The sequence below is a fragment of the Flavobacterium cryophilum genome (genome assembly GCF_048286555.1).
Taxonomy (GTDB): Bacteria; Bacteroidota; Bacteroidia; order Flavobacteriales; family Flavobacteriaceae; genus Flavobacterium.
In genome coordinates this window covers 177,999-204,694 of record NZ_JBLVPZ010000003.1, presented here as the reverse complement: position 1 = coordinate 204,694, position 26,696 = coordinate 177,999, and the positions used below count along the sequence as shown (strand labels likewise).

The 26,696-nt window shown below is 30.7% G+C and carries 15 protein-coding genes; 11 read left to right on the top strand and 4 right to left on the bottom strand.

Annotated elements, in window-relative coordinates; all coding sequences use genetic code 11:
• Positions 1 to 19 precede the first annotated feature (19 nt).
• The 6 genes from hsdR (at position 20) to ACNQGJ_RS07610 (ending at position 9,746) form a co-directional block, all read left to right on the top strand.
• Positions 20 to 2,467 carry an EcoAI/FtnUII family type I restriction enzme subunit R gene (gene hsdR, locus ACNQGJ_RS07635; protein WP_417971690.1) on the top strand — a complete coding sequence of 816 codons (2,448 nt, stop codon included), beginning with the start codon at positions 20 to 22 and terminating at the stop codon, positions 2,465 to 2,467.
• A gap of 74 nt (positions 2,468 to 2,541) precedes the next feature.
• Entirely contained in the window at positions 2,542 to 3,639 is a 1,098-nt protein-coding gene (locus ACNQGJ_RS07630; RefSeq protein ID WP_417971688.1) for a PDDEXK nuclease domain-containing protein, read from the top strand.
• A gap of 102 nt (positions 3,640 to 3,741) precedes the next feature.
• Positions 3,742 to 5,178 (top strand): class I SAM-dependent DNA methyltransferase, encoded by a 1,437-nt coding sequence (locus ACNQGJ_RS07625; RefSeq protein ID WP_417971686.1) that lies wholly within the window; start codon positions 3,742 to 3,744, stop codon positions 5,176 to 5,178.
• Positions 5,179 to 5,183: 5 nt separating this feature from the next.
• Positions 5,184 to 7,094, top strand: coding sequence for a restriction endonuclease subunit S (locus tag ACNQGJ_RS07620; protein WP_417971684.1), 1,911 nt, complete (start codon positions 5,184 to 5,186; stop codon positions 7,092 to 7,094).
• 149 nt (positions 7,095 to 7,243) lie between these two features.
• Positions 7,244 to 9,322 carry a GNAT family N-acetyltransferase gene (locus ACNQGJ_RS07615; RefSeq protein ID WP_417971682.1) on the top strand — a complete coding sequence of 693 codons (2,079 nt, stop codon included), beginning with the start codon at positions 7,244 to 7,246 and terminating at the stop codon, positions 9,320 to 9,322.
• The gene (locus ACNQGJ_RS07610) at positions 9,306 to 9,746 is read left to right on the top strand and encodes an ASCH domain-containing protein (protein ID WP_417971680.1); all 441 of its coding nucleotides are present in this window, start codon (positions 9,306 to 9,308) and stop codon (positions 9,744 to 9,746) included. The genes ACNQGJ_RS07615 and ACNQGJ_RS07610 overlap by 17 nt, the downstream gene beginning before the upstream one ends.
• 367 nt (positions 9,747 to 10,113) lie before the next feature.
• Here ACNQGJ_RS07610 and ACNQGJ_RS07605 read toward each other — a convergent pair whose 3' ends face one another.
• A complete protein-coding gene (locus ACNQGJ_RS07605; RefSeq protein WP_417971678.1) occupies positions 10,114 to 11,844 on the bottom strand; it encodes a DUF262 domain-containing protein in 1,731 nt (576 codons plus the stop codon).
• Positions 11,845 to 12,068: 224 nt separating this feature from the next.
• Positions 12,069 to 13,682 (bottom strand): hypothetical protein, encoded by a 1,614-nt coding sequence (locus ACNQGJ_RS07600; RefSeq protein ID WP_417971676.1) that lies wholly within the window; start codon positions 13,680 to 13,682, stop codon positions 12,069 to 12,071.
• A 1,009-nt stretch (positions 13,683 to 14,691) separates the two neighbouring features.
• Between ACNQGJ_RS07600 and lepB the strand changes: the two genes are divergently transcribed.
• The 4 genes from lepB (at position 14,692) to ACNQGJ_RS07580 (ending at position 21,805) form a co-directional block, all read left to right on the top strand.
• Complete coding sequence (gene lepB, locus ACNQGJ_RS07595) at positions 14,692 to 16,299, top strand: signal peptidase I (protein WP_417971674.1); 1,608 nt, start codon at positions 14,692 to 14,694, stop codon at positions 16,297 to 16,299.
• 736 nt (positions 16,300 to 17,035) lie between these two features.
• The gene (locus ACNQGJ_RS07590) at positions 17,036 to 17,740 is read left to right on the top strand and encodes a response regulator transcription factor (RefSeq protein WP_417971672.1); all 705 of its coding nucleotides are present in this window, start codon (positions 17,036 to 17,038) and stop codon (positions 17,738 to 17,740) included.
• Between the two features lie 100 nt (positions 17,741 to 17,840).
• Positions 17,841 to 20,171 carry an outer membrane beta-barrel protein gene (locus ACNQGJ_RS07585; protein WP_417971671.1) on the top strand — a complete coding sequence of 777 codons (2,331 nt, stop codon included), beginning with the start codon at positions 17,841 to 17,843 and terminating at the stop codon, positions 20,169 to 20,171.
• A gap of 344 nt (positions 20,172 to 20,515) precedes the next feature.
• Complete coding sequence (locus ACNQGJ_RS07580) at positions 20,516 to 21,805, top strand: TPR end-of-group domain-containing protein (RefSeq protein WP_417971669.1); 1,290 nt, start codon at positions 20,516 to 20,518, stop codon at positions 21,803 to 21,805.
• Between the two features lie 951 nt (positions 21,806 to 22,756).
• Here the strand turns inward: ACNQGJ_RS07580 and ACNQGJ_RS07575 are convergent.
• The gene (locus ACNQGJ_RS07575) at positions 22,757 to 24,208 is read right to left on the bottom strand and encodes an FAD-dependent oxidoreductase (RefSeq protein ID WP_417971667.1); all 1,452 of its coding nucleotides are present in this window, start codon (positions 24,206 to 24,208) and stop codon (positions 22,757 to 22,759) included.
• 520 nt (positions 24,209 to 24,728) lie between these two features.
• Between ACNQGJ_RS07575 and ACNQGJ_RS07570 the strand changes: the two genes are divergently transcribed.
• The gene (locus ACNQGJ_RS07570; RefSeq protein WP_417971665.1) at positions 24,729 to 25,748 is read left to right on the top strand and encodes a serine hydrolase; all 1,020 of its coding nucleotides are present in this window, start codon (positions 24,729 to 24,731) and stop codon (positions 25,746 to 25,748) included.
• Here the strand turns inward: ACNQGJ_RS07570 and ACNQGJ_RS07565 are convergent.
• A complete protein-coding gene (locus ACNQGJ_RS07565) occupies positions 25,745 to 26,677 on the bottom strand; it encodes a transglutaminase (protein WP_417971663.1) in 933 nt (310 codons plus the stop codon). The genes ACNQGJ_RS07570 and ACNQGJ_RS07565 overlap by 4 nt on opposite strands.
• Positions 26,678 to 26,696: the final 19 nt, after the last annotated feature.

The window sequence follows — 26,696 nt, the reverse complement described above, 5'->3', positions numbered from 1 at the left end:
AAAACTAAAATGAAATCAAATGAGTAAAAAGGATTTATCAGAAAGAGACATCTGCACAAAATTTATAACACCTGCTTTACAAAAAGCAGGTTGGGACTTGCATAAGCAGATTTTAGAAGAGGTATTCTTTACTGATGGTAAAATCTATGTTAGAGGAAAATTAACAGCTAGAGGTGAACGCAAACGAGCTGATTATATTCTTTATTACCAAGATAATCCTGTGGCTGTAATTGAAGCTAAAGATAACAAACATTCTATTCGTTCTGGAATTCAACAAGCTTTAGGGTATGCTACAATTTTAGATATTCCATGTGTTTTTAGTAGTAATGGTGATGGCTTTTTATTTCACGATAGAACCGTAAGTAACACAAACATCGAAACAGAAATCTCTTTAGATGAATTCCCTTCTCCAGAAGACTTATGGGATAAATACAAACAATACAAAAATATAGCTACTTCCGAAGGTGAAAAAATTGCCTTGCAAAAATACTTTTCAGATGGTTCAGGCAGAAAACCAAGATATTACCAACAAATAGCAGTAAACCGAACCGTGGAAGCTATTGCAAATGGTCAGAATAGAATCATACTGGTAATGGCAACTGGTACAGGAAAAACTTATACAGCTTTCCAAATTATATATCGTTTGTGGAAATCAAGATCCAAAAAGAGAATTCTGTTTTTGGCAGACCGAACTGCACTTATTGACCAAACCCGAAAAGGCGACTTCAAACATTTCAAAGATAAAATGACTATCATTAAAAAGAAAGTCTTGTCAAATGGAAATGGAAAAGACGAATTGGTCAGTAACAAGAAAAGAGGAATTGACACTTCTGACAAAGCCTATGAAGTCTTTCTTGGATTATATCAAGGATTAACAAATAATGAACCGGGAATTGAAGATGCCTATAAAGATTTTTCTCCTGATTTTTTTGATTTAATAGTCATTGATGAGTGTCACCGTGGTAGTGCAAATGAAGACAGTACTTGGAGAGAAATACTGACCTATTTCAATAAAGCAACCCATATTGGACTAACAGCAACACCAAGAGAAACTAAAGAAACTAGTAATACAGAATATTTTGGAGAACCAGTTTATACCTATTCGCTAAAACAAGGAATTGATGATGGCTTTTTGGCTCCATACAAAGTAATTAGAATAGCTTTGAATATCGATGCAGAAGGATATCGACCACAGCAAGGAAAAACGGATAAGGAAGGAAAAGAAATTGAAGACCGTATCTACAATCGTAAAGACTTTGATAGAAAACTGGTAATTGATGAACGTACAGATATTATAGCTCAAAAAGTAACAGAATACCTCAAAGGGTTAGACCGTTTTGCGAAGACCATAGTTTTTTGTGTGGATATTGACCATGCTGAACGTATGCGAAATGCAATTGCCAAACACAATGCCGATTTAGTTACTGAAAATTATAAATATGTAATGCAAATTACGGGTGATAATGAAGAAGGTAAAAGGGAATTGGACAATTTTATAAATCCGGAAGAAAAATATCCGGTGATTGCAACCACTTCCGAATTAATGACTACTGGTGTCGATGCGCAAACGTGCAAAGTTATTGTGTTGGACGCCAACATAAATTCCATGACCAAGTTCAAACAAATTGTCGGACGTGGAACGCGTATTAATGAAGAATTTGACAAACTGTATTTCACAATTTTAGATTTTAGGAACGCTACAGATAATTTTGCCGACCCAGCTTTTGACGGTGACCCTTTACGAGTGAAACCAATTACTGAAGAAACGGATTTGACTACCATTATTGACGAAGAAGATAACGAAACTACTCCGATAATTGATGATATAACAGGTGCAGAGATTATAATTGCAAAACCCGAAATTAGAAACCCGGTTAACGAGCCCGATACAGAATATGTAAAAAGAGAAAAGCAATACATTAATGGCGTTAATGTTTCGATTTTGGTAAGTAGAGAATTATTTTTTGATTCCAATGGAAAACCAATAACCATTAGCTTAAAAGACCATACGAAAGAAATCATAAATGGTAAATATGCTTCATTAGAGGATTTCCTACTGACTTGGAACAAAGCCGATAAAAAAGAAGCCATTATAAAAGAATTGCAGGAACAAGGTATTATGGTTGAAGCCTTGTATGAAGCCGTTGACAAGCAAATCGATTTGTTCGATTTAATTTGTCATGTAGCCTACGACCAACCACCATTAACCAGAAAGGAAAGAGCCAATAATGTAAAAAAACGAAACTACTTTTCTAAGTATGGTGAACAAGCACGTAAGGTTATGGAAACGCTATTAGATAAATATGCAGATGAAGGCGTTGTAAATATTGAAAGCATTGATGTTTTAAGAGTAAAACCATTTGATGATTTTGGTTCGCCCTTAGAAATAATTAAGGAGTTTGGCAGCAAACGCAACTATTTGGCAGCCGTTAAGGAACTGGAAATAGAACTTTATAGAAAAGCGTAGACTTAATATCGCATAACAGTGGTATTATAAATATATTTTCAAAAGAATTTAAAAAACTTGAAATCAAGAATAGCATGAACTTTGAACAATTAATTCAGCAAATAGAAACCGTACATATTGAAACGCAAAAAATTGCTATCCAACAGGTAAATAGTTTCTTAACTATCCGAAATATCTTAATTGGATTTTATATTGTAGAATTTGAACAAAACGGTTTAGATCGAGCTGATTATGGAGCAAATACAGTTAAGTTAATTGCTCAAAGATTGAAACATATTAAAGGGATTTCGGTTCCGCAATTGTACCGATTTAGAGACTTATACAATACCTATCCGCAGATTTTATCGACAGTGTTGATAAAATTAGAAGGCTCAACTATTATTGATGAAAACATTTTCTCGACACTGTCGAGAAAATTCGATTTGGCAAAAGAAAATGAACTTTCGTTTGACCCCGAACTGCTATTAACCCGCCTAAGTTTTTCGCATTTTGTAGAATTATTAAACGCTGACAACCAATTAAAACGTTCATTTTATGAGGTACAAGCCGTTAAAAATAATTGGAGTGCCAGAGAGTTAGGCAGAGCTATGAATACCATGTTGTTTGAAAGGACAGGTTTGTCCAAAGACAAAGAGCAAGTACTAAAAAACTTTAAAACCGACACTGTTTTTTCGGTTGATGAAGTGGTTAAAAATCCTTATTTCCTAGAATTTATTGGACTTGAAGAAAAGCACACCTATAGCGAAACCCAATTAGAAACCGCTATTATCAATCATTTACAAGATTTTTTGACGGAATTGGGTCGAGGGTTTTGCTTTGAAGCAAGACAAAAAAGAATCACATTTGACAATAAACACTTTAAAATCGACTTAGTTTTTTATCATCGAATACTAAAATGCCACGTGCTAATTGATTTGAAAATTGGAACTTTTGACCACGCCGATGCCGGACAAATGAATGTGTATCTAAACTATTTTCGAAAAAATGAAATGACCGAGGGAGACAATCCGCCAATAGGAATAATTTTGTGTGCCAATAAAAACGAAGCTCTCGTAGAGTATGCCACAACAGGATTAACCAACGAAATTTTTGTATCGAAATACCAAGTACAATTGCCAAGCAAAGAAGTATTAGAAACATTCATCAAAAATGAATTAAAGAACAATGCATAACTTTGAAATAAAAGCAGTGTAATACTGAAACAGCTTGTTTCTGTATTAGTACTAAATTAATACAACTCGGAAATTATTAAAATAAAAAGAAATAAAATAAAAATGTCCAACATATCCTCCATACTAAAAAGCATACAAAACATAATGTGGCAAGATACCGGACTAAACGGTGATGCCCAACGAATAGAACAGTTAGGCTGGATGCTTTTCCTGAAAATTTTCTCAGACAAAGACAAAGAACTCGAAATACTAGATGACAATTACACCTCTCCAATTCCTGATTTGTTTCATTGGGTAAACGAAAAAGGCAATTGGGCCGGCGACGACGAGGGTATGACAGGTGATGAATTATTAGAATTTGTTGACAGACAATTATTTCCTGCACTTCGCAATATAGATGTGAGCACAGGCAACCGCCGAGCATTAATTGTACGTGAGGTTTTTGAAGGCAACAACAACTATATGAAGAATGGTATCAACATTCGTAAGGTATTGAACAAGCTCAACGAGATGGACTTTAACATTGCGAAAGACCGTCACGCCTTTGGGGAATTGTATGAAAGTATCTTGAAAGGCTTGCAAAGTGCGGGTAAGAGTGGTGAATTTTATACCCCTCGCGCCATTACTTCGTTTATTACCGAAATGATTAACCCACAACTGGGTGAAAAGATATTAGACCCCGCTTGCGGAACAGGCGGTTATTTGACTTGTGCCATTGAGCATTTGAAAAAACAGGCAAACAGTGTAGAAGAAAGCAAAAGTATACAAGAAAACATTATGGGTTGGGAGTACAAACCGCTACCGTACTTGTTGGCGACTACCAACCTGATTTTACACGATATGGAAGTGCCTAACATTCGTTTTGGCGATGCCTTAGACCAACCATTAAGCAACTTTACCGAAAAACATAGAGTAAATGCAATTTTGGCAAATCCCCCTTTTGGTGGTATTGTAGCCAACAATAACGAAACCAACTTCCCTCAAAATTTCCGTACCAAAGAAAGTGCCGATTTATTTTTGATTTTAATGATACACTTATTAAAACAAGGCGGTCGTGCTGGTATCGTTTTGCCCGATGGTTCATTGACTGGCGATGGAGTAAAACAAAGAGTGCGACAAAAACTATTGGAAGATTGCAACTTACACACGATTATACGCTTGCCTAACTCTGTGTTCCAGCCGTATGCAACCGTAGCAACCAACTTATTGTTTTTCACCAAAGGAACGCCTACCAAAGAAGTTTGGTATTACGAGCATAAATTACCCGAAGGACAAAAAGCATACAACAAAACCAAACCAATACAAGCCAAAGAATTTAACCCCATAAAAACATGGTGGACAGACCGCAAGGAAAGTGATATTGCTTGGAAAGTGCCAATACAAATCATCATAGACCGCAATTATGATTTGGATATAAAAAACCCAACCAAACAAGAAGAAGCCCACGAATACAATAGTGTGGAATTGATGGAATTGTTGCATACTTCTTTTGATAAAAGCAATGCGTTGTTGGAACAATTAAAAGAAGCAGCGAAATGAGTTTAATGAGAATTGATGATTTATTTCATTTTGAAAAAGGAAGCTTACAAAGTTCAAAATGTACTGCAGGTGAATTTGACTTTATTACTGCTTCATCTGAATGGAAAACACATAACGAATACACGCATAACTGCGAAGCATTAATATTTGCGGCAGCTGCTTCTGGTTCACTAGGAAGAACGCATTATGTAAATGGAAAATTCATTTCAAGTGATTTATGTTTTATAATTACTGCGAAAGACCCTAAAAACTTACCGATTGATTTGAAGTTCTACCATATGATTTTTAATGAATTTAAAGATGATATTGTAAAAAACACCAAAGCAGGAACTTCTAAAGAAGCAATTGGTTTAAAAGCATTCGGTAATTATAAGCTTCCCTATTTTGAAATTGATAAACAAATTGAAACTAAAGTTCAGTTTGTAAATATGCAGTATTCAAAAGTTGAATTAAACTCTGAACTCACCCACCAACTCGATTTAATCAAGCAACTGCGTCAGGCATTTTTACGGGAAGCTATGCAAGGAAAGTTGATTAAAAGCACCAATACCAACGAAACTGGACAACAACTCCTAGCAAAAATAAAAGCCGAAAAAGCCAAGCTTATTGCCGAGAAAAAACTCAAAAAAGAAAAAGAGTTTCCGCCAATTAATGAAGAAGAAATTCCTTTTGAAATTCCTGAACATTGGGTTTGGTGTAGGTTGGGAGAAGTGACTACACAAATTTTTGATGGACCATTTGGCTCACATTTGAAAACTGCTGATTACACAAATTCTGGAGTTCAAGTAATCCGTTTAGGAAATCTTGGCGAAATGAGTTTTAAGTATGAGAAAGAAAGTTTCATAAGCGAAGAAAAATATGAGACAATTAAGCAACATACTATATATGAAGGAGATCTTATTATTGGTTCTTTTTTAGCCGATGGGGTGAAATGTATTGCTTTGCCTCAATTAAAATATAAAGCCATAGCAAAAGCTGATTGTTTCACAATAAGGATTAGACATGAAATGTTGAGCAACAAGTTTGTAATGTTCTTACTTAGTTCAAGTCCGATGTTTATCGAATTATCAAAGTTATTAAGAGGGATGACAAGATTAAGGATTAACACTACTCAATTAAAACAACTGCCTGTGCCATTACCACCACTCCATGAACAAGAGCAAATCGTAGCCAAGTTAGAGGGATTAATGGCGTTTTGTGATGGATTGGAGCAAAGTATCAAGGAAAGTCAACGGTATAATGAAATGTTGTTGCAACAGGTTTTAAGAGAGGCGTTGCAACCTAAGGAAGAAACAAAAAAGATTACTTTAGAAAGTAGAAAAATAGAACAACCTTTAAAAACGATACTTGCGGGTCATATTATTAATTTAAATAATACCACAGATTTTGGAAGAGTTAAATTTCAAAAATTATTGTACTTAACGGAATATTGCTGTAAAATAGATTTTGATTCAAACTATATTAAAAAGGCTGCTGGACCATATGATGATGAATTGATTAAAAAAATCGAAGTAGATTTTGCCAGATTACGTTTTTATAATGTTGTTCAAGATAAAACCGAGACCAAGAGAGTACGTTATACAGCATTACCTGGGGCAAAAGAAATGGAAAATTTATTTTTAGAAAATTATCCGGATGAGTCTTTAAAAATTAATAATCTTTTAATGAATTTAAGACCATTAAGTTGGCGTGAATGCGAAGTTGTAGCCACTATTTATGCGGTTTGGAATAATAGAATTATAAAAAGTGAACCAGTTACCGATGATTTGCTTTACAATGATTTCATGGCTTGGGATGCACAAAAAATTAAATATAAAGACATATTCTATAAGAAGTTGTTTTGGATGAAAGAAGAAAATATTATTGCCGATGGTTGGGGTAAATATGTTGATAAGCCAAACATAAAAATGTCTTAATGAATTAATTTCAAAGGAAAACAAAATGGATATAATTACTGGAAAAGCTGTTGAACGCTATTTTGACTTAAACAAAGCATTGATGCATTTTCATGATTTGTTTAATAATTAGGTAGGAAACAATGCTAATAAATGACAATAAATAGTGGATGGAAATTAAAGTTATAGATTCTAATGACCCAATTTTAAAGGGGGTTGTAGCTCTTGGTAAAAAGAATGGAAATACATTGGGACATTTTCCCGAGGGAGCTTTTATTGATCATGCTAAGAAAAAATGTATAATAGCAGCGGTTGAAAAAGATCAACTACTGGGATACATATTATTTAGAATTACTCAATCAAAAGGAATTGTTTCCATTGCTCATTTATGTGTTGATTCAGAATGTAGAAATAAGGGAATTGCAAAAAAATTACTTGATGCTGTAAAAGCGAAATACCAATATATTTTTAGAGGAATAGCCTTAAGTTGTAGAACCGATTATATCGAAGCATCTCGTTTCTACGAAAAAAACGGCTTCATAGCAGCAAGTAAAGGAAGAAGCAGAAGCAAAGAAGAAAAATATCTTGTAAGATGGTTTTATGATTTTGGAAATCAAGATTTATTTTCTGCAATTCATGTCTCAGATTCTAAGTTTAACGTTTTACTCGATGCTAATATTCTAATTAAGCTTAGAGACATTAAAGATGACGAAATTAATGAAATACAAGCCCTAAATGCAGACTGGCTTGTTGATGAAGTAGATTATTTTTATGCTCAAGAAATGCTTAATGAAATAAATAGAGATTCTGATAAAGCAAGAGCAGATAGCACTCGAAAATTTATCAGTAAGTATAAAGACGCTAGATTTATTCCGGAGGAAAAAAATGTGATCTATGGAGAATTAGAAAAATTCCTTTCTGGCAAATCTGCTAATGACATTTCTGATAAAAATCAATTGTCTGAATGTATCACCTCAGGTATTGACTGTTTCATTACTACCGACAAAGAAATTTTAAGTGCTTCGGATGAAGTACATGAACTTTATTCTGTAAGAGTACTCACTCCTTCCGAATTTATATTACATATCGACCAATTAAAAAATAAAGATAATTACAATTCGGTAAGACTTGCTGGTGCAAACTATGAAACAAAATCTATAGAGTCATCAGATATTAATCAGTTGGCAGGTTTATTTATTTCAAAAGAACTTGATGAAAAGAAACATGAATTAAGTGACAAGATTAATAGTGTAATTGGTAATTTTAAAAATTCATACATCAGAATTGTTAAGGACAGTCGGACTGAGTATATTGGTTTTGTGGCGGGGACATTCACAAATGAGGTGTTTTCAATTACAGTTTTAAGAACTAAAAAAAATAAAATAGCCAATATTCTATTTTATCAATTGTTAACGGATATCATGAATCATGCGTCCGAAAATGGACTGAGTAAAATTATTATTGATGATAAATATTTAACGGATGCTCAAATTCAAATAATAGAAAGGTTTGACTTTGAAAAAAAAGATCTGGGTTTCAATAAAATATTAATAAACGGTATAATTGATACATCACAGTTAATTACCCACGAAACAATAATTTCTAATAATATTGATATATCATCTATAACAGAAAAAATAAACTCTCTAGATGATGAGGAAGATAAGAAGATTCTTAAATTTCGATTAGAAAGACAATGGTGGCCACTTAAATTAAAAGATTTGGAAATTCCGACTTACATAATACCTATTAAAAGTTATTGGTCAAGTCAACTTTTTGATTTTCATCAGGCGGATCAGTCCTTATTTGGAGCTAAGGCCGAGTTAGTTTGGCATAGAGAAAATATTTATTACAGAAACGTGATGCCTGTATCGGAAAAATATCCGGCTCGCATTCTTTGGTATGTAAGTTCCGAAAAAAGGACAACAACTGGCAGAGATAAAGGTATTGTTGCATGCTCTTATTTAGATGAAGTTACAATTGCACCTGCCAAAAGTCTATTTCAGCGTTTTAAAAACTTTGGAATATATGAATGGAAAGATGTTTATGATTTAGCAAAGAAAGATTCAGATAAAGAAATTAAAGCTATTAAGTTCAGCGACACAGAAGTTTTTAAAAACAAAATTGGTTTAAATAAGATTACTCAAATATTAAACGAAAACGGCAGGAAGAAAAATACATTCACTTCTCCTCTGGAAGTATCAAAAGAAATATTTAATAAGATTTATGAAATTGGAAAAGAATTATAAAAAAGAAAGAATACTATTTATTTCAATAAAACCAGAATTTGTAGAAAAAATATTTAATGGAACAAAGACAATTGAACTAAGAAAGTCTGCTCCTAAAATTAAAAATAATGATTTAATAATAATATACAGCACAAGTCCTGTCATGTCTGTAATAGGAACATGTAGAGTTAGTGATATTATTTCGGTAAATCCAGAAGAGTTATGGAATAACTACAATGATAAGATGGGAATAGATAAAAAAAGATATTGTGATTATTTTGAAGAAAAAGATGTTGCTGTTGGGATTTTTTTAAAAGATGTAAAAAAAATAGATAAAGTTATTCCTCTTTCAAAATTACGTGCAAATTTTCATAATTTTCATCCTCCACAAACTTATCGATATTTCGATGAACTAAGCTATAATAAATTAATACAGATTTTTTGAGTTTGCACAAAATAAAGTTTATTCTCTTCCAATGATTTCATTTCCAAAATAAAATTTAGGAAAATCCAATAAATTATAAAACAAAACTCTAAAACTACACTCCTTAAAAGATTGTAGTTTTAGAGTTTTATAATATATATATCAACTTCAATCATGAAAACAATAAAGAAATATTGGATCTTATAAATAAAACAATCAAAGCCGAAAAAGATTCGGGATTAGACGAACCAAACAATTGGAAACAAATGATCTCGAAAAACTTTTTTTAAAATAGTCATTTTATTAATCCTAATTGTTTTGCTATATCTTTTTTGTATTTAGCAAACGGTTCATTTTTTTTATCATCATTAAATATTGAGGTTGCTTATTAGTTTAAAATTTCTTTTAGTTTAGCCACTAATAATATTTTTCTAGCTGAAATATACTGAGTGAAGTTTGATAATTCTAAAATTATGTTTTGTGGTATAATGTGGTTATCCATGAATCTTTTTAGGTCAGAATTTTTAGTTTCTTTTTCGATCCAATCTTTCAAACTCATAGCGTTTTTTGACATATTTTCATTAGCATCTAACATTTGTAAGTTGAGAATAGAATTGTATACTCTCCATCCATAGATTTCTTTTTCTTTATCAGTAATGCCGTTATATATGGTAGCTGGGTGTAAATGGTCTTGATGAAAATTATTGTTCTTATAGTCCATGTCAGGATATAGAAGGGCTAATATTGGGAAGCTATATTGTGAATCTTTTTGTGTCAATAATAATTCTTCAATATAATCATCTCCAATGTCTATGAACTTTTTTATATCCTTATTTATTTCTGCTGACGGAAATTGATTGACTGTTTCAAGTTTTAATTTTTCAATATCAACTGTAAATGCTTTTCTTGATTGAGACAATACAGTATCCGTCTGTCCGCCAAAAGTTCTTCTTACTAAAATTGTAAGCAACCACTTTTTAATTATTTCTCTATCTTCTTTATAAATCGTTTTTGTTGAAAAGTCGACAAAAATATTTTTATGATAGATGTAGTAAAGAATTGGAAGTGTAGCGTTATTTGTTGTAAGTGTATAGTCAGTTAAACCAAATGTTTTTAGCAAATCATACAAACTCAAAATTGAATTGCGGATATTTTCCCAATTCGATTCGATGTTGTTAATAAAATCGTTTTTGAAACTTGTGATTTTGAAACGAACATCTTTGTGGTATAGATATAGAAAAGATTTTAAGATGTAGTCTTTGTCTATATTGAACCCCTTAGCTCGAATTCCGTCAACTAAGTCATTGATTTCAGTTCTAGCATCTTTTTGTTTCCAACTTGCAATTGACATTAAAATATCAGAGAAGCTAAGAGTTGTTCCGCCAGAATTTATGCGAACAAATATGTTTACCGCTTTATCCGGGTTTTGTTCGTCTTCTTCATAGTAATTTATGTTTAAGCCTGTATGGATTACTCTCTCTAATTGCTTTACTAATTTTTTTGATTCTCTTGAAAGTAAATGCTCATCCGCAAAATCATCTAAGCTATCGTTTTTATACAACTTCAATACAGTTCCAACTTTGAACCATTTTTCTTCATCATTGTCTATGTAGATATCTTGTTCTTGAGTAACTGCTTTGTCTAAAAAAAGGAATTTATATTTTCGGTCACTTTCATCTTCTGTGTATTCAGAAGATATGTTTAAATATAAGTGCCTTGTTGGATAACTCCATTCACTATATGCGTACGCTCTCCTATATTCTTTGTAAGCATAGCTGCCACATAACCCAATATATAATGCTGTTAAGCGTTGTTGTCCATCAAGTATTGCGTGAAAATCATTTACGCCGTTTGTAGCAATTGTGTCGTTATGAATTTTGTGATATTCAATATATTTTTTTAAGAATTGATAAAATCTGAAATCTGCTTTTGTGCTTTCTTTTACTTTCCAAAAAAGCATTGAACTAATAGGATATCCTTGCATTAAGGAATCAAAAAGTTGTTCTATTTGAGCTGGTTTCCAAACGAACTCACGTTGAAAAGCAGGTAATAAAAATTCGTTTCTGTTGATTCTTTCAATTGCTTGATGAATCGTAATTGGTGTTTGAAATCCTGCCATTTTAAATTTTTCGTTGTATTATTTGATAATATATGTTCGCGTTTCTATTTCGTTTTGTAATAGTCGAGTGTATTGTTGGGGATATCCACTAACGTTCCGGTAATACAGCAGGTTTGCAACTTACGAACACGTGTGCTCCCGGCTAAATGAAAATACGGTAAAAAAAAGGTAATTCAATTAAATTTGCAAATTGCTTGAGACGTGTGTTGGCGGCTGCCTCTTGTTTACGGTTTTCTAAAATATGGATGTGAAAACTTTTTCTGATTATAATTTAATTCAATTAATTTATAATTTCCTGATACAAAATTAGAAATTTGATTTAACGTTATTGCTTTATAATTACCATTAAACATATAAAAAGATGGTGTGTTAATAAAGAAAACACCTACTACATCAAAATCTGATATTTCTAAAGTTGATAAATTATTAGTAATTTTTAAATGTTCTTGTAAGACAATTTTATTTTCCTCAATCCACTTAACTTTTCTTTCTAATTGAGGTTCATATGTTCTGAAGAAGTTTGAGTAATCACTTCTATATCCAACTGCCTCATATCTTGCTTTATTATATTTTGAATCAGCGACAAAAATAGTTTTAAGATTGATATTTACGACTATGTAATCAATTTCTCCAGCTAATTCATTATCTATTCTAATATTAATTTTATTAGGTTGCTTAAAGGTTTTTATATTTCTGGAATATAAAAGATTCTGTTGAATTAAGATAGCTTCGATTTTATCTTCTAAAATTTTATCATGTGTATTTCCCTTTCTGCTTATAAATTTCATCATTCCTTTATTCCGTAACCAATCATTTGGAATAGTATTCCAATTTATTGCGTTGGTTGCAAGAACATATATGCTTTCTACGAATTTTTCTCTACCAACTAATGCTCTATCGACGCCCTCTATATTGTAAATAAGAATTGGTCTATACATATATCTTTCAGTGGAATATGGTTTTCTAACAACGTCTTTTAAAGACATTTTGTTTTTTCTTGATATTGATAGTCCATTATAAAAACTTTCAGCTAAAAAGTCACTTATAGGAAAATGGTTTTTTAAATTTAAAGGAAGTACATAAGGTTCTATTGTTTGAAATGGAGAAGTTGCATTGTGAAACTTTTTTATTTCAAAAATTATTTGACCCGCAATATTATAATCTATTTCAAAGCATTGATTTATTGCTTGTTTTAGTTCTTCAATTGCATTTTCATCAAATACTGCTTTTTCGTAATCTTCGGACAAAGTTGGAAAAAGATTTTTATAAGCGATTCCGTAGTGGTGCTGCCAACTAAATTGCAATAAATTATTTTCATCAAAATTAATCTCTCTAGATTCATTAATCATTTTGTGATATGCAATTAAATCTGCAAATTCATAAATCCAAGTACCGATATGTAAAAGCTTTTGTAATTTTTCATCCATTTCGAAAACTTCTTTTCCTTCAGGAAATTTTCCCCAACCAAGATTAATGTCGCATCCTTGTTCAAGAATTAATTTAAGAATTCTTCGATATCGAGCAAATTCACTTTCCGAAATTTGATTTAGGCTATAACCAGCAGAAATTTTAACAAATAATTTAATTGATTCTTCATGTAAATAAAATATATACAAAAAGAAGGGTAATAAAGTTTCGGAGTTGATAATTTCTTTGAATTCATTAACCAGAAAATTAAAACAATCAAAAAGGATTAATTCTACATCTTCATGTTTAGAAAACTTTGAATTTTCATGTTTTTGAATTATATGGGACGATAATTTTTGCCAATAAATTTCACGTAGCTTTTCATGCTCATATGTAATTACTAAAATTTTATCTATATAAATTCTCGCCATAATCTATTATTATATTTTCTTTTTTGTAGTATTTACTGAGGTTGACGCCAACTTACATATAGGTCTGATAAATTGACACTTATATACCAAAAATTGGATTTCTTTGTCTGACAAGCGTGATTTTTATCTAATTCCAAATATATAATAATTATCTTATAAATCATCATAAGGATTTTTAGTAGTTGAATGCTTCATGTACCTTAGCATACTATAATTAAAAATAATCGGTTACTAATTGAATATTCAAACTAAGAATATACGTAAATTTTGATAGCTTTTCTCTTAATTAATTCTTCATTATTTATTAGCACATCCAAGTTGGATATACAAAGTTAGCGTGGATATAGAGTTTAAGAATAAAATTGAATATTTTCGTTAACTTTATAAAATTGATGAGAGCTGACTTAATTTTCTCAAATCATCTAAAAAAAGGTTCGAAAATTGTCCCGACAGGGTCTCTAATTTACTTTATTTTTTTATTGACCAAAATTGGATTTGAACCAAATTAATTTGATTTACAACTTACTCAATTTCTTCAAACCCTGCATAAAATGGTTCGTAAACAGTACCGTATGGACCACCATAATTTACAAACCTCCAAAGTCATTTGATTTTGGAGGTTTTTTTTGGTTCGAAAATTATTATTGAATTTATTTTGAATCTGACATCGTCCTTATTTGCTGGAATTATTGTTTCGAACGCCTTATGGTCTATAAATAAGATTGTTTGGAGTTGATGTTTTTTTTGGATGCTTAAATTTTCTATAAAATTATGTTTTGTCATAAATCTATGATTGTCATAATTACAGGAAAGTTTATACCATAACTTTATTTTTGAGATAAAAGAAAAAAAAACACACAATCAGCAAAACTAAAGTAAGTAGAATTTTCATTCGTTTTTTATTTTACTATTGTGTAACAAATTATGTGAAAAACTACTTATACTATATCAGTATAGGTTTTTCTTTATTAATTTTTTTTATAAAAAATAACTATTAAAACACAAAAATATGATTTTATCAGAATGGCTCGTTTTTATTTTAATCATGCAAATTATTCATGGATTATCTACTTGGAAACTTTATGTAAAAGCGGGAAAAAAGCCTTTAGAATCATTTATACCGATTTATAATTTAGTAATTCTAATGAAAATTATAAATCGACCACGTTGGTGGTTTTTTTTACTTTTTATTCCTGTTATTAATCTTATAATGATTCCTGTAGTTTGGGTAGAAACTATTAGAAGTTTTGGAAAAAACTCCAGACTGGATACTGCATTGGTTTTGCTAACGTTAGGATTCTATATTACTTTTTTAAACTATACTTCTGAAAAGCTAGCATATATTGAGAATAGAGATTTACAGCCGAAAACTAAAACGGAAGATACTGTAAGTTCTCTTCTATTCGCTATTATTGTTGCTACATTGGTCCATACGTACATTATACAACCATTTACGATTCCAACTTCATCATTAGAAAAGACATTGTTAATTGGAGATTATTTATTTGTAAGTAAAATTAATTTTGGGGCAAGAACCCCAATGACTGCAGTTGCATTGCCTATGGTGCATGATTCAATTCCTTTTTCAGGTGTAAAATCTTATTTATTTAATGATGATGTTACAAAAAAAGAAACGTCAATATTAAACAAGTTTCAATTACCCTATTTTAGATTCCCTTCGATTGAAACGATTAAACGCAATGAAATTGTAGTATTTAATCAACCCGCAGATACTTTATTGGATATGGATAATTTTAGACCAACAAGAAATTATTACAAACCGATTGACAAAAAAACAAATTTAGTAAAACGCTGTGTTGGAATACCCGGAGATTCTTTGGAAATTCGTGAAGGAAATATTTATATAAATGGAAAGGCAACCAAATTGCCCGAAAGTGCAAAACCTCAATATAACTTTTTTGTAAATACTCAAGGTGTAAATATGGATCAAAATTCCCTTGTAAACTTGTATGGAGCTAGGGAAGGTTTGAAGAATGGAAATGGAGATTTTGCGCTTACAAATAATGGAGAGTATCTATTGACATTAACAGATAAAGAAGCAGCTACGATTGCGAATAATCCAGTAGTTAAAGGAGTTAAAAAATATTTATTACCAAAGGGAGAAGATGGAGATGTATTTCCTCATGTTTCTTCTTTGGGTTGGAATGTAGACAATTTTGGACCTATTTATATTCCTAAAAAAGGGAAGACTATTAAATTAGAAATAAAAACACTTCCTTTTTATAAACGCATTATACAAGAATATGAAAATAATAGTTTAAAAGTTAATGGCCATGAAATTGTAATAAATGGAAAAATTTGCACTAGTTATACTTTTAAGCAAGATTATTACTGGATGATGGGAGATAACCGTCAAAACTCTTTAGATGCAAGATTTTGGGGATATGTTCCTTTTGATCATATATTAGGCAAACCAGTATTTATTTGGTTTAGTTGGGATAAAGATGGTAGTGGTTTTAACAAAGTAAGATGGAATCGTGTTTTTTCTGTAGTAAATGGAAAGGGTGAACCTAAGTCTTATTTATTGCATTTATTATTACTAATAGTTCTTTACACCGCAGCTAATAAAATATTAAAGAAAAAGAAAACAGAATAAGTTCATTATATGTTTATAATTGAAATACTTTTTTATTAGATGATGAATAGTTCAATTTGTGCTTCAGATAATATATTGATTTTAATAATTGTTGTAAAAAAATTTATGAAAAATGCATAATATTTAGAATTAAAGTGTTTAAAAAATGGTAATTATTTTTTAAACAAAGTTTCTTCAAATCCTGTAAAAAATGGTTCGTTAACAGTCCCGTACGGACCACTATAAAAAATTAAAAGCCTGAAAATATAGATTTTTAGGCTTTTTTGATGGTTCGAAAATCCTTATTATATTTTTTTTATTTTTACAAAGTCAGTGTTCATAGGCAATGTTGGTTGGAACTTCGTCAAGGACCTTCAATTTCCAACCCTAAGATTTTGTTAAATTATAGAGTGGTATTATGCCCCTTAATCATAACTCTACTTTTTGTTTTCACATCCATAACGTTACATAAATGCAATAATAAAGCTAATTTTGAAGCTTTTTAATGTCTTATTTTATTGCTTCAAATCCAATTGCTTTTTTATAAAAAAAATAAAATTGTAATCAAAATCGCCTATATTTACCCTGCAATTAAGCACAAAACACATCAAACGGAAATTTTTAGACGAACTGACGTTGGGTGTTTTTTTGACCTATGCTGAAATAAGTCTTTTTTTAACTTAATACATTTGTGGATAAATGCTAAATAAAATTGACGTTATAGCAAATTTTTCAAATTAAAAATTTTTAGATAAAAATGAAAAAATATATTTTCCTGTTATTGATTATGACCTTTAAATTATTTGGGCAAAATGATATTAAAATTATACCAACAAAAAAACTATCGCCTTCAGAAATTTATAACAAAGAACATAATTTTATTGACCAAGAAAAACATAAATTTAAAAAATTTAAAAAACAAATAAAGGCTACTACAACAGAAGATTATTTAGAAAAAATTAGAGCCTACTCAAAAGATTCTTTAAAAACTCTAGCAATAAAACTTCTAAGTGTAAAAGAATTAAATAAAAAAAAATTACTTCAAAAAGATATTACACTAAATTCAGAATATTATATTCGTTTACTTGATGAATTGAAAAATAGTGAAATAAATAATCTTGAATATTTTTTCCTAGAAAGAGAGTTGAATAGTTACTATTTGATTAATTTAAAGAAAAAACAAGCTTTAAGCATAATCGCAAATATCATCTTTGGAATAGTTATATTAGTTCTTACCTATATTATTTACTCAAATAAGTCTCAAAAAAGATTGACCATTATTGAAGATCTAAGTAATCAAGAAATAAAGATAAAAAAACACATAATAGATGGTAAAAGCAATAAAGAAATTGCAGAAGAGCTATTTATTAGTTTAAACACTGTTAAAACACATATCTCTAATATTTATAACAAGTTAAATGTTTCTAATAGAAAAGAATTAATTAATAAATTTCAAAAATAGTACTAGTACTAGTACTTAAATCATACGGTAAAAAAAGCACTTTGACGAGTGTTTTTTTTTTATTTGTAAAAGTATTAATTAAAAACACTATTAAATTAAAATGCTTAAAAAATATTATTCATTCGCATTATTCTTCTTCTGTTTAATTGGATTTTCACAAAATAATTTCACTTTAAAAGTAGAACTTACAGGTGCAGGAAATGAAATTATAAAAGAAGGCAATGCATATCTATTTGATGCAGAAACAAATCAAATTATTAAAACAGAATTTATTGTAGATGGACAATTGTTTTTTACTTCATTAAAAGAAGGAAAATATAATATTCAAATTTATTGCGAAGAATATGAAGATATTGATCAAAAAATCACTTTGAATCAAAATTTAAACCTAAAATTAGTTTTATCTAAAATCATTTTTACTGAATTAAACGAAATCATTTTAAAGAGTAAAAAAAAGACTTTTACTAATTCAAACGGAAATATTAAAGTAGATATTGCTAATACAATTTTTAAAGCTATACCAAATCCAGTGGATTTGCTATCAAAACTTCCAGGTATACAAATAAGTGGGAACAAAGAAAGCATATCAATTGTTGGGAAAGGAAATCCATTAATTTATATAGATAATCAAAAGGTTGGAATGAATGATTTGAATGCTTTATTCGTGGAGGATATAAAAACTATAGAAATTATAAAAAATCCTTCATCGAAATATGAAGCTGAAGGAAAAGCAGTGATTTTGATTACAAGAAAGTTAAGTAAAAAAGAAGGATTTGAAACTAACATATCTGAAGTTGCTTCTTTAAAAAAAAGATTTAATAATTATTTGGGAATAAATTCAAGTTTTAAAAAGAATAAAACAGAAATAAAAACTAATTTTAGTTATAATCAACTAAGTCCTTGGGAAAGTATTGGGAATAATTTTGAAATTTCAAATAACAATATAACGTCAGATTTTATTGCCGAATCTTATACAAAAAGATGTCAATTTATTCTTGGAGGTGGCATTTATCATCAAATAAATGAAGATGATTATTTATCATTTAATATGAGTGGAAAAATTCAAAAAGACAATGACAAAAACACAACTAATTCTTTCATTTACCAAAACAATATTCAAAATAACATTGAAACGTTTAATAACAATGATGAAAACAGAAATTTTTTAAATTCGTTTGTAAATTACAACAAAAAAATAAAGAGTTTAGACGCAAAATTATTTACTGGTTTTCAATTCTCCAGTTTTGATCAAAAATCAAATAGCGTAATCCAAAACAATTATGATAACACTCAATTTGACTTAACACAAAACAGAAAGCAAAAATTTAATGTGAATGTATTTTCAGGTAGAACAGATTTAGAGAAATTATTTAAAAATGAAATGAAATGGGAAATTGGGGCATTATATTTATCAGCAGAAGCAAATACAAATTTTGAGCTTATAGATTTTATTTCAAATAATAATGAACTTACAAATTATAATTTTAAAGAGAAAAATATAACAGGCTATACTCAATTATCGGGGAAAATTAAAAAATTAAATTATTTGTTTGGTATAAGAACAGAAAACACAAATATTAAAGGAAAATTTAAGATTGACGATAATTTATTGATTGATAAAAATTATACTAATTTTTTTCCTAAATTTCAACTTGATATACCAATAGATAGTATAAAAACTATAAGTCTTAATTATGCAAAAAGTATTTCAAGACCCAATTATTCATCAACAAGCCAAATTTCAATTTATACAAATCCTTTTTTAGTATTTTCAAGAAATATCAATTTAAACCCAACAATATCAGATGAAATTTCCGGGACTTTTCAGTATAAAAATAAATCTGTAAAGCTAAATTTCTTTCAAAGTAAAGATCCAGAATATTTTGCATTTTCGTATGATTCTTCTATAAATTTGATTTCATTTAACTCTATTAATTATGCTAGAGAGTCTGGCGTTAATTTAGAATTTACTTTACCATTTAAACAAAAATTTTGGACTTCTACAAACAATTTTAATTTTATCCTAAACAAAATTGAAGATAAATCTGCTGTTTTTAATGAGTCAAAACCATATTTATACTATTATTCAAATCACATTTTTGAATTACCAAAAAAATTTGATTTTTCTGTTACAGGTTGGGGTTTTACAGAACGAAATGAAGGAGTTTTTAAAAGAAACTCATTATTCATAATGGATTTAGCATTATCTATAACATTGTTTAAAAATTTTGATTGTACCTTAAGCTTTAATGATGTTTTTAGAAAAATGAATTTTAATGAAAACTTCACAATAAATGATATAGCTTCAAAAGGAATATATTATACTGATACAAGAGAAATATCATTTTCAATAAATTATAAATTTGGAAGGATTAAAGATTCAAATTATCAAGAAAGAAAAATTGACGAAAATTCCAATAGAATTAGATAAAAACAACACACAATAGGTAGGGATATGCTGCGTTCGCCACGACGAACCAACAATGAATTGAAAATCACCGAATACTAAAATAAATATAAACCAATGAAGTATACCTGTGTTGAACGGAATCGATGTGATTCTGCAACTATAGAGTATTCGAAATGATTGTTGAGAGATACAGAAGAGGATTTATAATACTCTTTTTTGGAGAGTAGGTTCACTTGGTTTTCTTATGTTTTCGCTAACCTTAGTAAACTTCGTCTAAATTTACCTTATAACTAAACACAAACACATCAAACGGAAGTTTTTACACGAACTGACGTTGGGTGATATTTTACCACGAAAAAATAAAAATGAAAAAAATAACGTTATTAGCATTATTTGCTACAATTTTCACTTCTTACAGTCAAAATTACAAAGATTTAATTAAAAAAGCAGATTCATCCTATAATGCAAAATCATATGACTTATCAAATGATTTCTATAAAAAAGCATTTAAAATTGAAGCTAAAAACTCCAATGATTTATATAACGGAGCTTGTGCATCTGCCCTAGCAAATGAAAAAGAAAACGCATTTTTTTATTTAAAATTATCAATTAATAACGGCTGGACATATCTTGAACAATTAAAAACAGATAATGACTTAGAAAGTTTACATTCTGAAACGGAATGGCCAAAATTAATTGAAAAACTAAAGAAAAAAAATGATAAAGAACTAGACACTATTTTCAATGTAGGCAAACAAGTCGATAGAATGTCGGTTTCTAAAACGGACCCTTCAGGATTATACATAAATGATGGAAATTCAACAGAACTTTTTTATTACAAGTTTATGCCCAAAAATGCAATAAAAGGAGTGTTGGTTATTTTACCTTCTGGTGGTGAAATTATTGAAAACACATTAAGACAAATATCACTGTATAAAATTGCAGTAGAAAAAGGAATTATGGTAATTGTTCCTTCGATAAATTGGAGTTCTTATAATCGGGATGCAGAATTCAATATGTTAGATAAAATATTTAGTGAAATTGTTGAAAATCACAAAGTAGCAAAAAGCAAATTTATTATTGGAGGTCTTTCAAATGGCGCAATGATTTCATTAACTTATGCAGAAAGAGCCAGTAAAAACCCTGAAAAACATTACTTAATTCCAAAAGGGATTTTTGCGTTAGACGCTCCTCTAGATGAAGCAAGGTTTTATAAATATTGTGAAAGAGAAATTAAAAGAAATATCGTGCAGGCAGGAGTTAATGAAGCAAGACTTATAAAAAATAATTGGGACAAGATTTATGGCGGCTCTCCTGATCAATTTCCAGAGAAATATATTGAGAATTCTATTTATTCCTATGGAGCAAAAGAAGGTGGCAATGCAAAATATTTAAAAGAAATACCTCTTTTAATGTTTACTGATATGGATATAGATTGGCTAATAAACGAAAGACATCGCGATTTATATGATTGGAACGGTATTGATATCATTTCGATGATTAATCAATTAAAGATATTGGGTAATGAAAATGCTAAAGTAATTGTTAGTCAAGGAAAAGGATTTAGATTAGACGGCACAAAAAATCCACATTCTTGGTCGATTATGAATTCTGAAGTGTGTTTAAATTGGATCTTGGAGACACTTGATAACTAAAAAAAATCACCCAATCGCTAATTTGAGATAGTGGGGTTTTGGTGGAATTACCGTTTCGCATCACGTTTTCGTCAAACCGAAAAATCTCGTCTTCGTCAGTTGCAAACTGGACCTTCTAACAAAAATTAGAGACAAACTCAAAAAGGAATTATTCTAAAATGAATTGTTCAAAATTTTTAAATCGTTCAATAAAAGGTTCTAATTCTGTACCGTCAGGGCCACCAATTTTCAACAAACCTGCAAAGTCATTGATTTTGGAGACTTTTTTATGGTTCTAAAAAAGAACTTAATTTCATATCTTTCCGTGAACTCCCATGTATACTGAAATAAAGCATTCGTAGTTCTTAAGGGTCACTACAGTAGTAAAACGACACAAATAAATACTCTAAATTATTAAAAAAAGTATCTGACAAATAAAAAGTCTTTTGGTAGTTTTTAGCTAAAAAACAATATAATTGATAGAGATAAAAGCAAAAAAACTTTGCCAATATAATCATAAATAGGTGTCTATACGAAGGTTTATTTCGCCTATTTACTTATGAGTCATTCTCGCGCGAAACTTAGAAAATATTCTATCAAAATAGACAAAATATGGAAGACATCAATAAAATCAAAATTATACATGAAATTAAGAACAGATTTAGTGTTGACAACACAATACTTGTAAAATTTATGTATAATGGAAAATCTCGCCTCTTTTATACATACCACACATTCTATGAGAATTCATTAAAAAAACATTCTATTTAATTCCAAGTTTCTTCAAATCCTGCATAAAATGGTTCGTAAACAGTTCCGTATGGACCACAAAAAACTCCATTAGAAATAATGGAGTTTTTTTATGCAAAATAAATTAGCTAAAAAGTACGCAAGTCTATGAAAATTTAAAACAAGTCTTTGTGAGCGTTACGTTTTTCTTTCATTTCAAACTTTGTGGTTACCATTGATTTTTTACTTATTCTTCAAACACCGACCCCTCGGCGCATTACCTACATGAAGTACAGTCTCAGAATGTAGAAATTGTGCGGCAACTGCTGAATCTTTCACTTTTACAGCGGTGCGTTCTAACATTTCCGCTTCAAACTTAGTTAGGACACTTTCCCTTATTCCAGCTTTTCTCCATTGTGATAAAGGTCGGCATCCGCTTGATATTCCTCGAGCCAACGAGAGCGCATCCAGCAGTGCTTGGTTTGCACCTTGTCCTTTGAATGGACTCATTGGGTGAGCTGCATCGCCAATCAGCGTCACTGGACCGCCTTTTTGCAGCCATTCTGACTGAAGTAAATCTCGGTCATATACAGGATAGCCAGAAATGTGGACTTCGTGAGTTGCCTCTAAAATCTGCGGAATGGGATCATGCCACTGCGTTCTGCGACAGGCTTCTTCCTTGAGCGCTTGTCGTCCTTGAGCGCTTAAAGCCTTCGCTTCTTCCTCGGGCATTGGGAAACTAAGTTGCCACATCACAGAGTCTGCGGTATAAGGCATTATGTAGATCCGCTCATTGCCGTTGGCGGTTTGAAATACAGTGGCCGAATCCAGTAAAGAACTGTTACTATCTGCGAGAGCACTCAAAGGACAAATACCCAATATTACAATGCAACCTAGGTATCGTAATGGGGTACTATCTTCACCAATCAGCAACTTGCGCACCGAACTGCGAATGCCATCGGCTCCAACCACGAGATCCGCTTTGCAGCTTTTCATCTTTCCATCCACTTGAAAGTGTAACTCAACACTTTCATCTTCACATTTGTTAAAATCTATTAACTGGTGTCCCCATTGTACCGCATCATGTCCGCCGAGTTGCTCAAGTAGTGATAATCGCAACGATTGTCGTGCGATATGTACATTAGAATGTTTCGCTGACGTTTTCGTTACTGACTGCATCCACTTTCTCATTCCCCATTCCCCAATTACTTTTCCTTCAGTAGTATGAACCAAGTGTCTTGTTGAAATCACTCCATCTTCTAATGAAAAAATACCAAATCCCTCAATCGCTTTGCTAGCTTGCTGCAAAGTGAGTCCATAGCCCTGAGATCTGTCATCGAAGTTGCTGTCCCGCTCAAATAAGGTAAAAGGGATCTTGCGGTGAAAACAAGCCACAGCCAAAGCCACTCCGCTTATACCGCCGCCTATAATAGCAACGTGTGGGTAATTTTCTTTATCCGTTATTGGAGGACTGGCAGAATGAACTAACCCGCAACCACAACAGTTCAAGCAGAAGTAAAGATGGCCTTTCGGTTGAACAGGAGCTGTTCCTCTTCCTTCATTTTTATTAAATTGATCTAATGCAAGTTGGTAGTGGAGTCGTACTTTCTTGCTGAGTCCTCGACTTTTTTTACCGCGTCCCTGACATTCGAGACAAAACATCCAGCTTGCTTCTTCATTTTCCAATTCTTTCACTTCCTATTTTATTTAAACTTTCTCTTGGTTCAACTTCATAATAAAAACTTCATTGAAATAACTGATGCTGGTTTTTTTATTAATGCAATTATTATTATTCCTTCTATGGAATTCTACATGAGAAATTTACATTTTTCAATGTTTTGTCGCTTATGGCAATTTCGTAATTTTTTGGCAAGCAAAACTACTTTTTTCAACTTAAAATAAAAAAGATTGCTCTTTGCTATTATTTTGAAATTTTATTTAAATCCTAGGAAAAATTGGTTGACTAAGAATTCATTCTGCAACCTAAGAAAATTCTCATTCATTTTGAGGAGTTTTTTTACTTACTATTTTGATTATTTTACGAAAAAGATAGTAACTTGCTTCTGTATTATTTTAAATAAACTAGGGAACTATGAAAAAAACCATACAATTTCTCAATATACTGTTGATCTTCTTCATAGTCGGGTGCTCTTCATTTAACAAAAATATTCTCCGGGAAACTTTAAGATCCCAAAAAGAAAAAATAAGAAGCGTAATGGAAAAACCAGAGGAGTTTGAACTTCAGATTATCTATACGGAAATAATACGTGATGACAATCATCAGGTAAAATTCAAAGACTACACCTATAATCTGAATGCTAAAAACTATTTTTATCCCGCTAGTACCGTAAAATTACCAATCGCTGTTTTAGCGTTGGAGAAATTGAATAGCATAAGAAAAACTTCAATAAATTCAGAATTTTCAATTGAAGGTACTATAGATAAATTTAAATTTTCGGAAGAAATTTCAAAAGTTTTTGCTGTCAGCGACAATGATGCCAGTAACCGCTTACTAGAATTTGTGGGTTTTGATTATTTGAATAAAAGTATGACTGACAAAGGTCTACAAGATTTCAAAGTTATCCATCGACTATCTACTCCGGATTCTGGAAACCCGATTACTAAAGGTATTATACTCTATAAAGATGATAATTCAGTAGTAGAAATTCCTTCCGTAATTAGTAAACCCAGAGCGCAGTTGCAATTAGAAAAAATGAAAAAGGGAATTGGATACATGAAAGATGATAAATTGATAAGTACTCCATTTGACTTTTCGGGTAAGAATTATTATTCATTAAAATCGTTACATAACACTATGAAAAGAATTGTTTTTCCTGAGGCCTTTAAAGAAAACCAACGCTTTCATTTAAGTAAAAATGACAGAGAATTTATTCTATTTTCTCTTCAGAATTTACCAAAAAATGCGGGATATGATCCAGTAGAGTTTTACGATGGCTTTGGTAAGTTTTTCATGTTTGGAGATACCAAAAGTCCTATGCCAGAAAACATAAAAATTTATAATAAAGTAGGAGATGCTTACGGAACGCTTATAGACTGTGCCTATATAGTCGATGAAAAAAATAAAATTGAGTTTATGGTTTCGACTACAATTTTAGTGAACAAAGATGGAATTTTTAATGATGATACGTACGAATACGAAGAAATTGGTCTTCCTTTTTTGGCAGAATTAGGCAGGCAACTTTATGATAAAAATTTAAAAAAGAAATCCAACTAATCCAATGTCAAAGCTCCTAAAATTTCTTCAGACATGAAAGGTCCTCCAGGATATTTGGCGGTGTAATCGAGATTCAACCATATTTGACCGCGCTCGTCCACGTGATAATGAAGTTTGTTTTCATTGCTTTCATTTACAAATAGTACGTTTTTAATTAGAAAATTGACTTTTTCTAAATCAGTCAGAGATCCTATCAATATTTCTGGATAAATATGTCCGGTAGTATGGATTAATCTGGGAGTTCCACCAATAGACTTAATCGTAGCAGCCATTAATATTGAATGATCGTCACAATCCCCTGAAAAATAAAGCAGCGATTCCGTGGCTGTAGCGATATAATCACGCGCTTTTGGATCGCTTACATAATTCCATCGGCTATTTATTTCCTTGAAAACTGCAAAGCATTGAATTATGGTTCTATAATCTGAATATCCTTTTATGTCTTTAAAATGTTTTGAAGTTGCCATAATCGCAAAATTCCTGATTTTAGGATTTTGATATTCTATAGCATTGATAATTTTTGATTTATTGGGAAACGGAAGCAACTTTGCAATAATAATATCTTGTGGATATGGATTGTCAGACATGGTGTACATAATTGAATTGTAATCTTCAAAAACGCTGTTAAAGCCATAGTTTCCAATAGTAGAACCGTAAACTAAAACCAAGAAATATAGAATGATGCAAAATAGAATAATCGTTCTCAAGAAACGAAGGATGATCTGAATAACAACAATCATCACCAAAAATAAAACTACTCTGTCAATGTTCAAAAACCAATTAGGATTGATTAAATTTTGATGGACAATAATAAAGAGCGGAATAGCAATTAATATATTCAGGATAAAAATTATAACGTCATCCCAAGGTTTTTTGACCCGGAATCGCTGTTGTATACCCTTAAAATTAATTTCTTTTATTTTTATCATAGTAAAAATAAAAACAGTA

What these genes read in the sequence shown, in the direction of transcription:
- ACNQGJ_RS07585 (WP_417971671.1), top strand. Translation starts at nt 17,841, where the DNA reads ATGCTTAAAAAATATTATTCATTCGCATTATTCTTCTTCTGTTTAATT.
- ACNQGJ_RS07600 (WP_417971676.1), bottom strand. Translation starts at nt 13,682, where the DNA reads ATGGCGAGAATTTATATAGATAAAATTTTAGTAATTACATATGAGCAT.
- ACNQGJ_RS07620 (WP_417971684.1), top strand. Translation starts at nt 5,184, where the DNA reads ATGAGAATTGATGATTTATTTCATTTTGAAAAAGGAAGCTTACAAAGT.
- ACNQGJ_RS07615 (WP_417971682.1), top strand. Translation starts at nt 7,244, where the DNA reads ATGGAAATTAAAGTTATAGATTCTAATGACCCAATTTTAAAGGGGGTT.
- ACNQGJ_RS07605 (WP_417971678.1), bottom strand. Translation starts at nt 11,844, where the DNA reads ATGGCAGGATTTCAAACACCAATTACGATTCATCAAGCAATTGAAAGA.
- ACNQGJ_RS07590 (WP_417971672.1), top strand. Translation starts at nt 17,036, where the DNA reads ATGAAAAAATATATTTTCCTGTTATTGATTATGACCTTTAAATTATTT.
- hsdR (WP_417971690.1), top strand. Translation starts at nt 20, where the DNA reads ATGAGTAAAAAGGATTTATCAGAAAGAGACATCTGCACAAAATTTATA.
- lepB (WP_417971674.1), top strand. Translation starts at nt 14,692, where the DNA reads ATGATTTTATCAGAATGGCTCGTTTTTATTTTAATCATGCAAATTATT.
- ACNQGJ_RS07570 (WP_417971665.1), top strand. Translation starts at nt 24,729, where the DNA reads ATGGAAAAACCAGAGGAGTTTGAACTTCAGATTATCTATACGGAAATA.
- ACNQGJ_RS07625 (WP_417971686.1), top strand. Translation starts at nt 3,742, where the DNA reads ATGTCCAACATATCCTCCATACTAAAAAGCATACAAAACATAATGTGG.
- ACNQGJ_RS07565 (WP_417971663.1), bottom strand. Translation starts at nt 26,677, where the DNA reads ATGATAAAAATAAAAGAAATTAATTTTAAGGGTATACAACAGCGATTC.
- ACNQGJ_RS07630 (WP_417971688.1), top strand. Translation starts at nt 2,542, where the DNA reads ATGAACTTTGAACAATTAATTCAGCAAATAGAAACCGTACATATTGAA.
- ACNQGJ_RS07580 (WP_417971669.1), top strand. Translation starts at nt 20,516, where the DNA reads ATGAAAAAAATAACGTTATTAGCATTATTTGCTACAATTTTCACTTCT.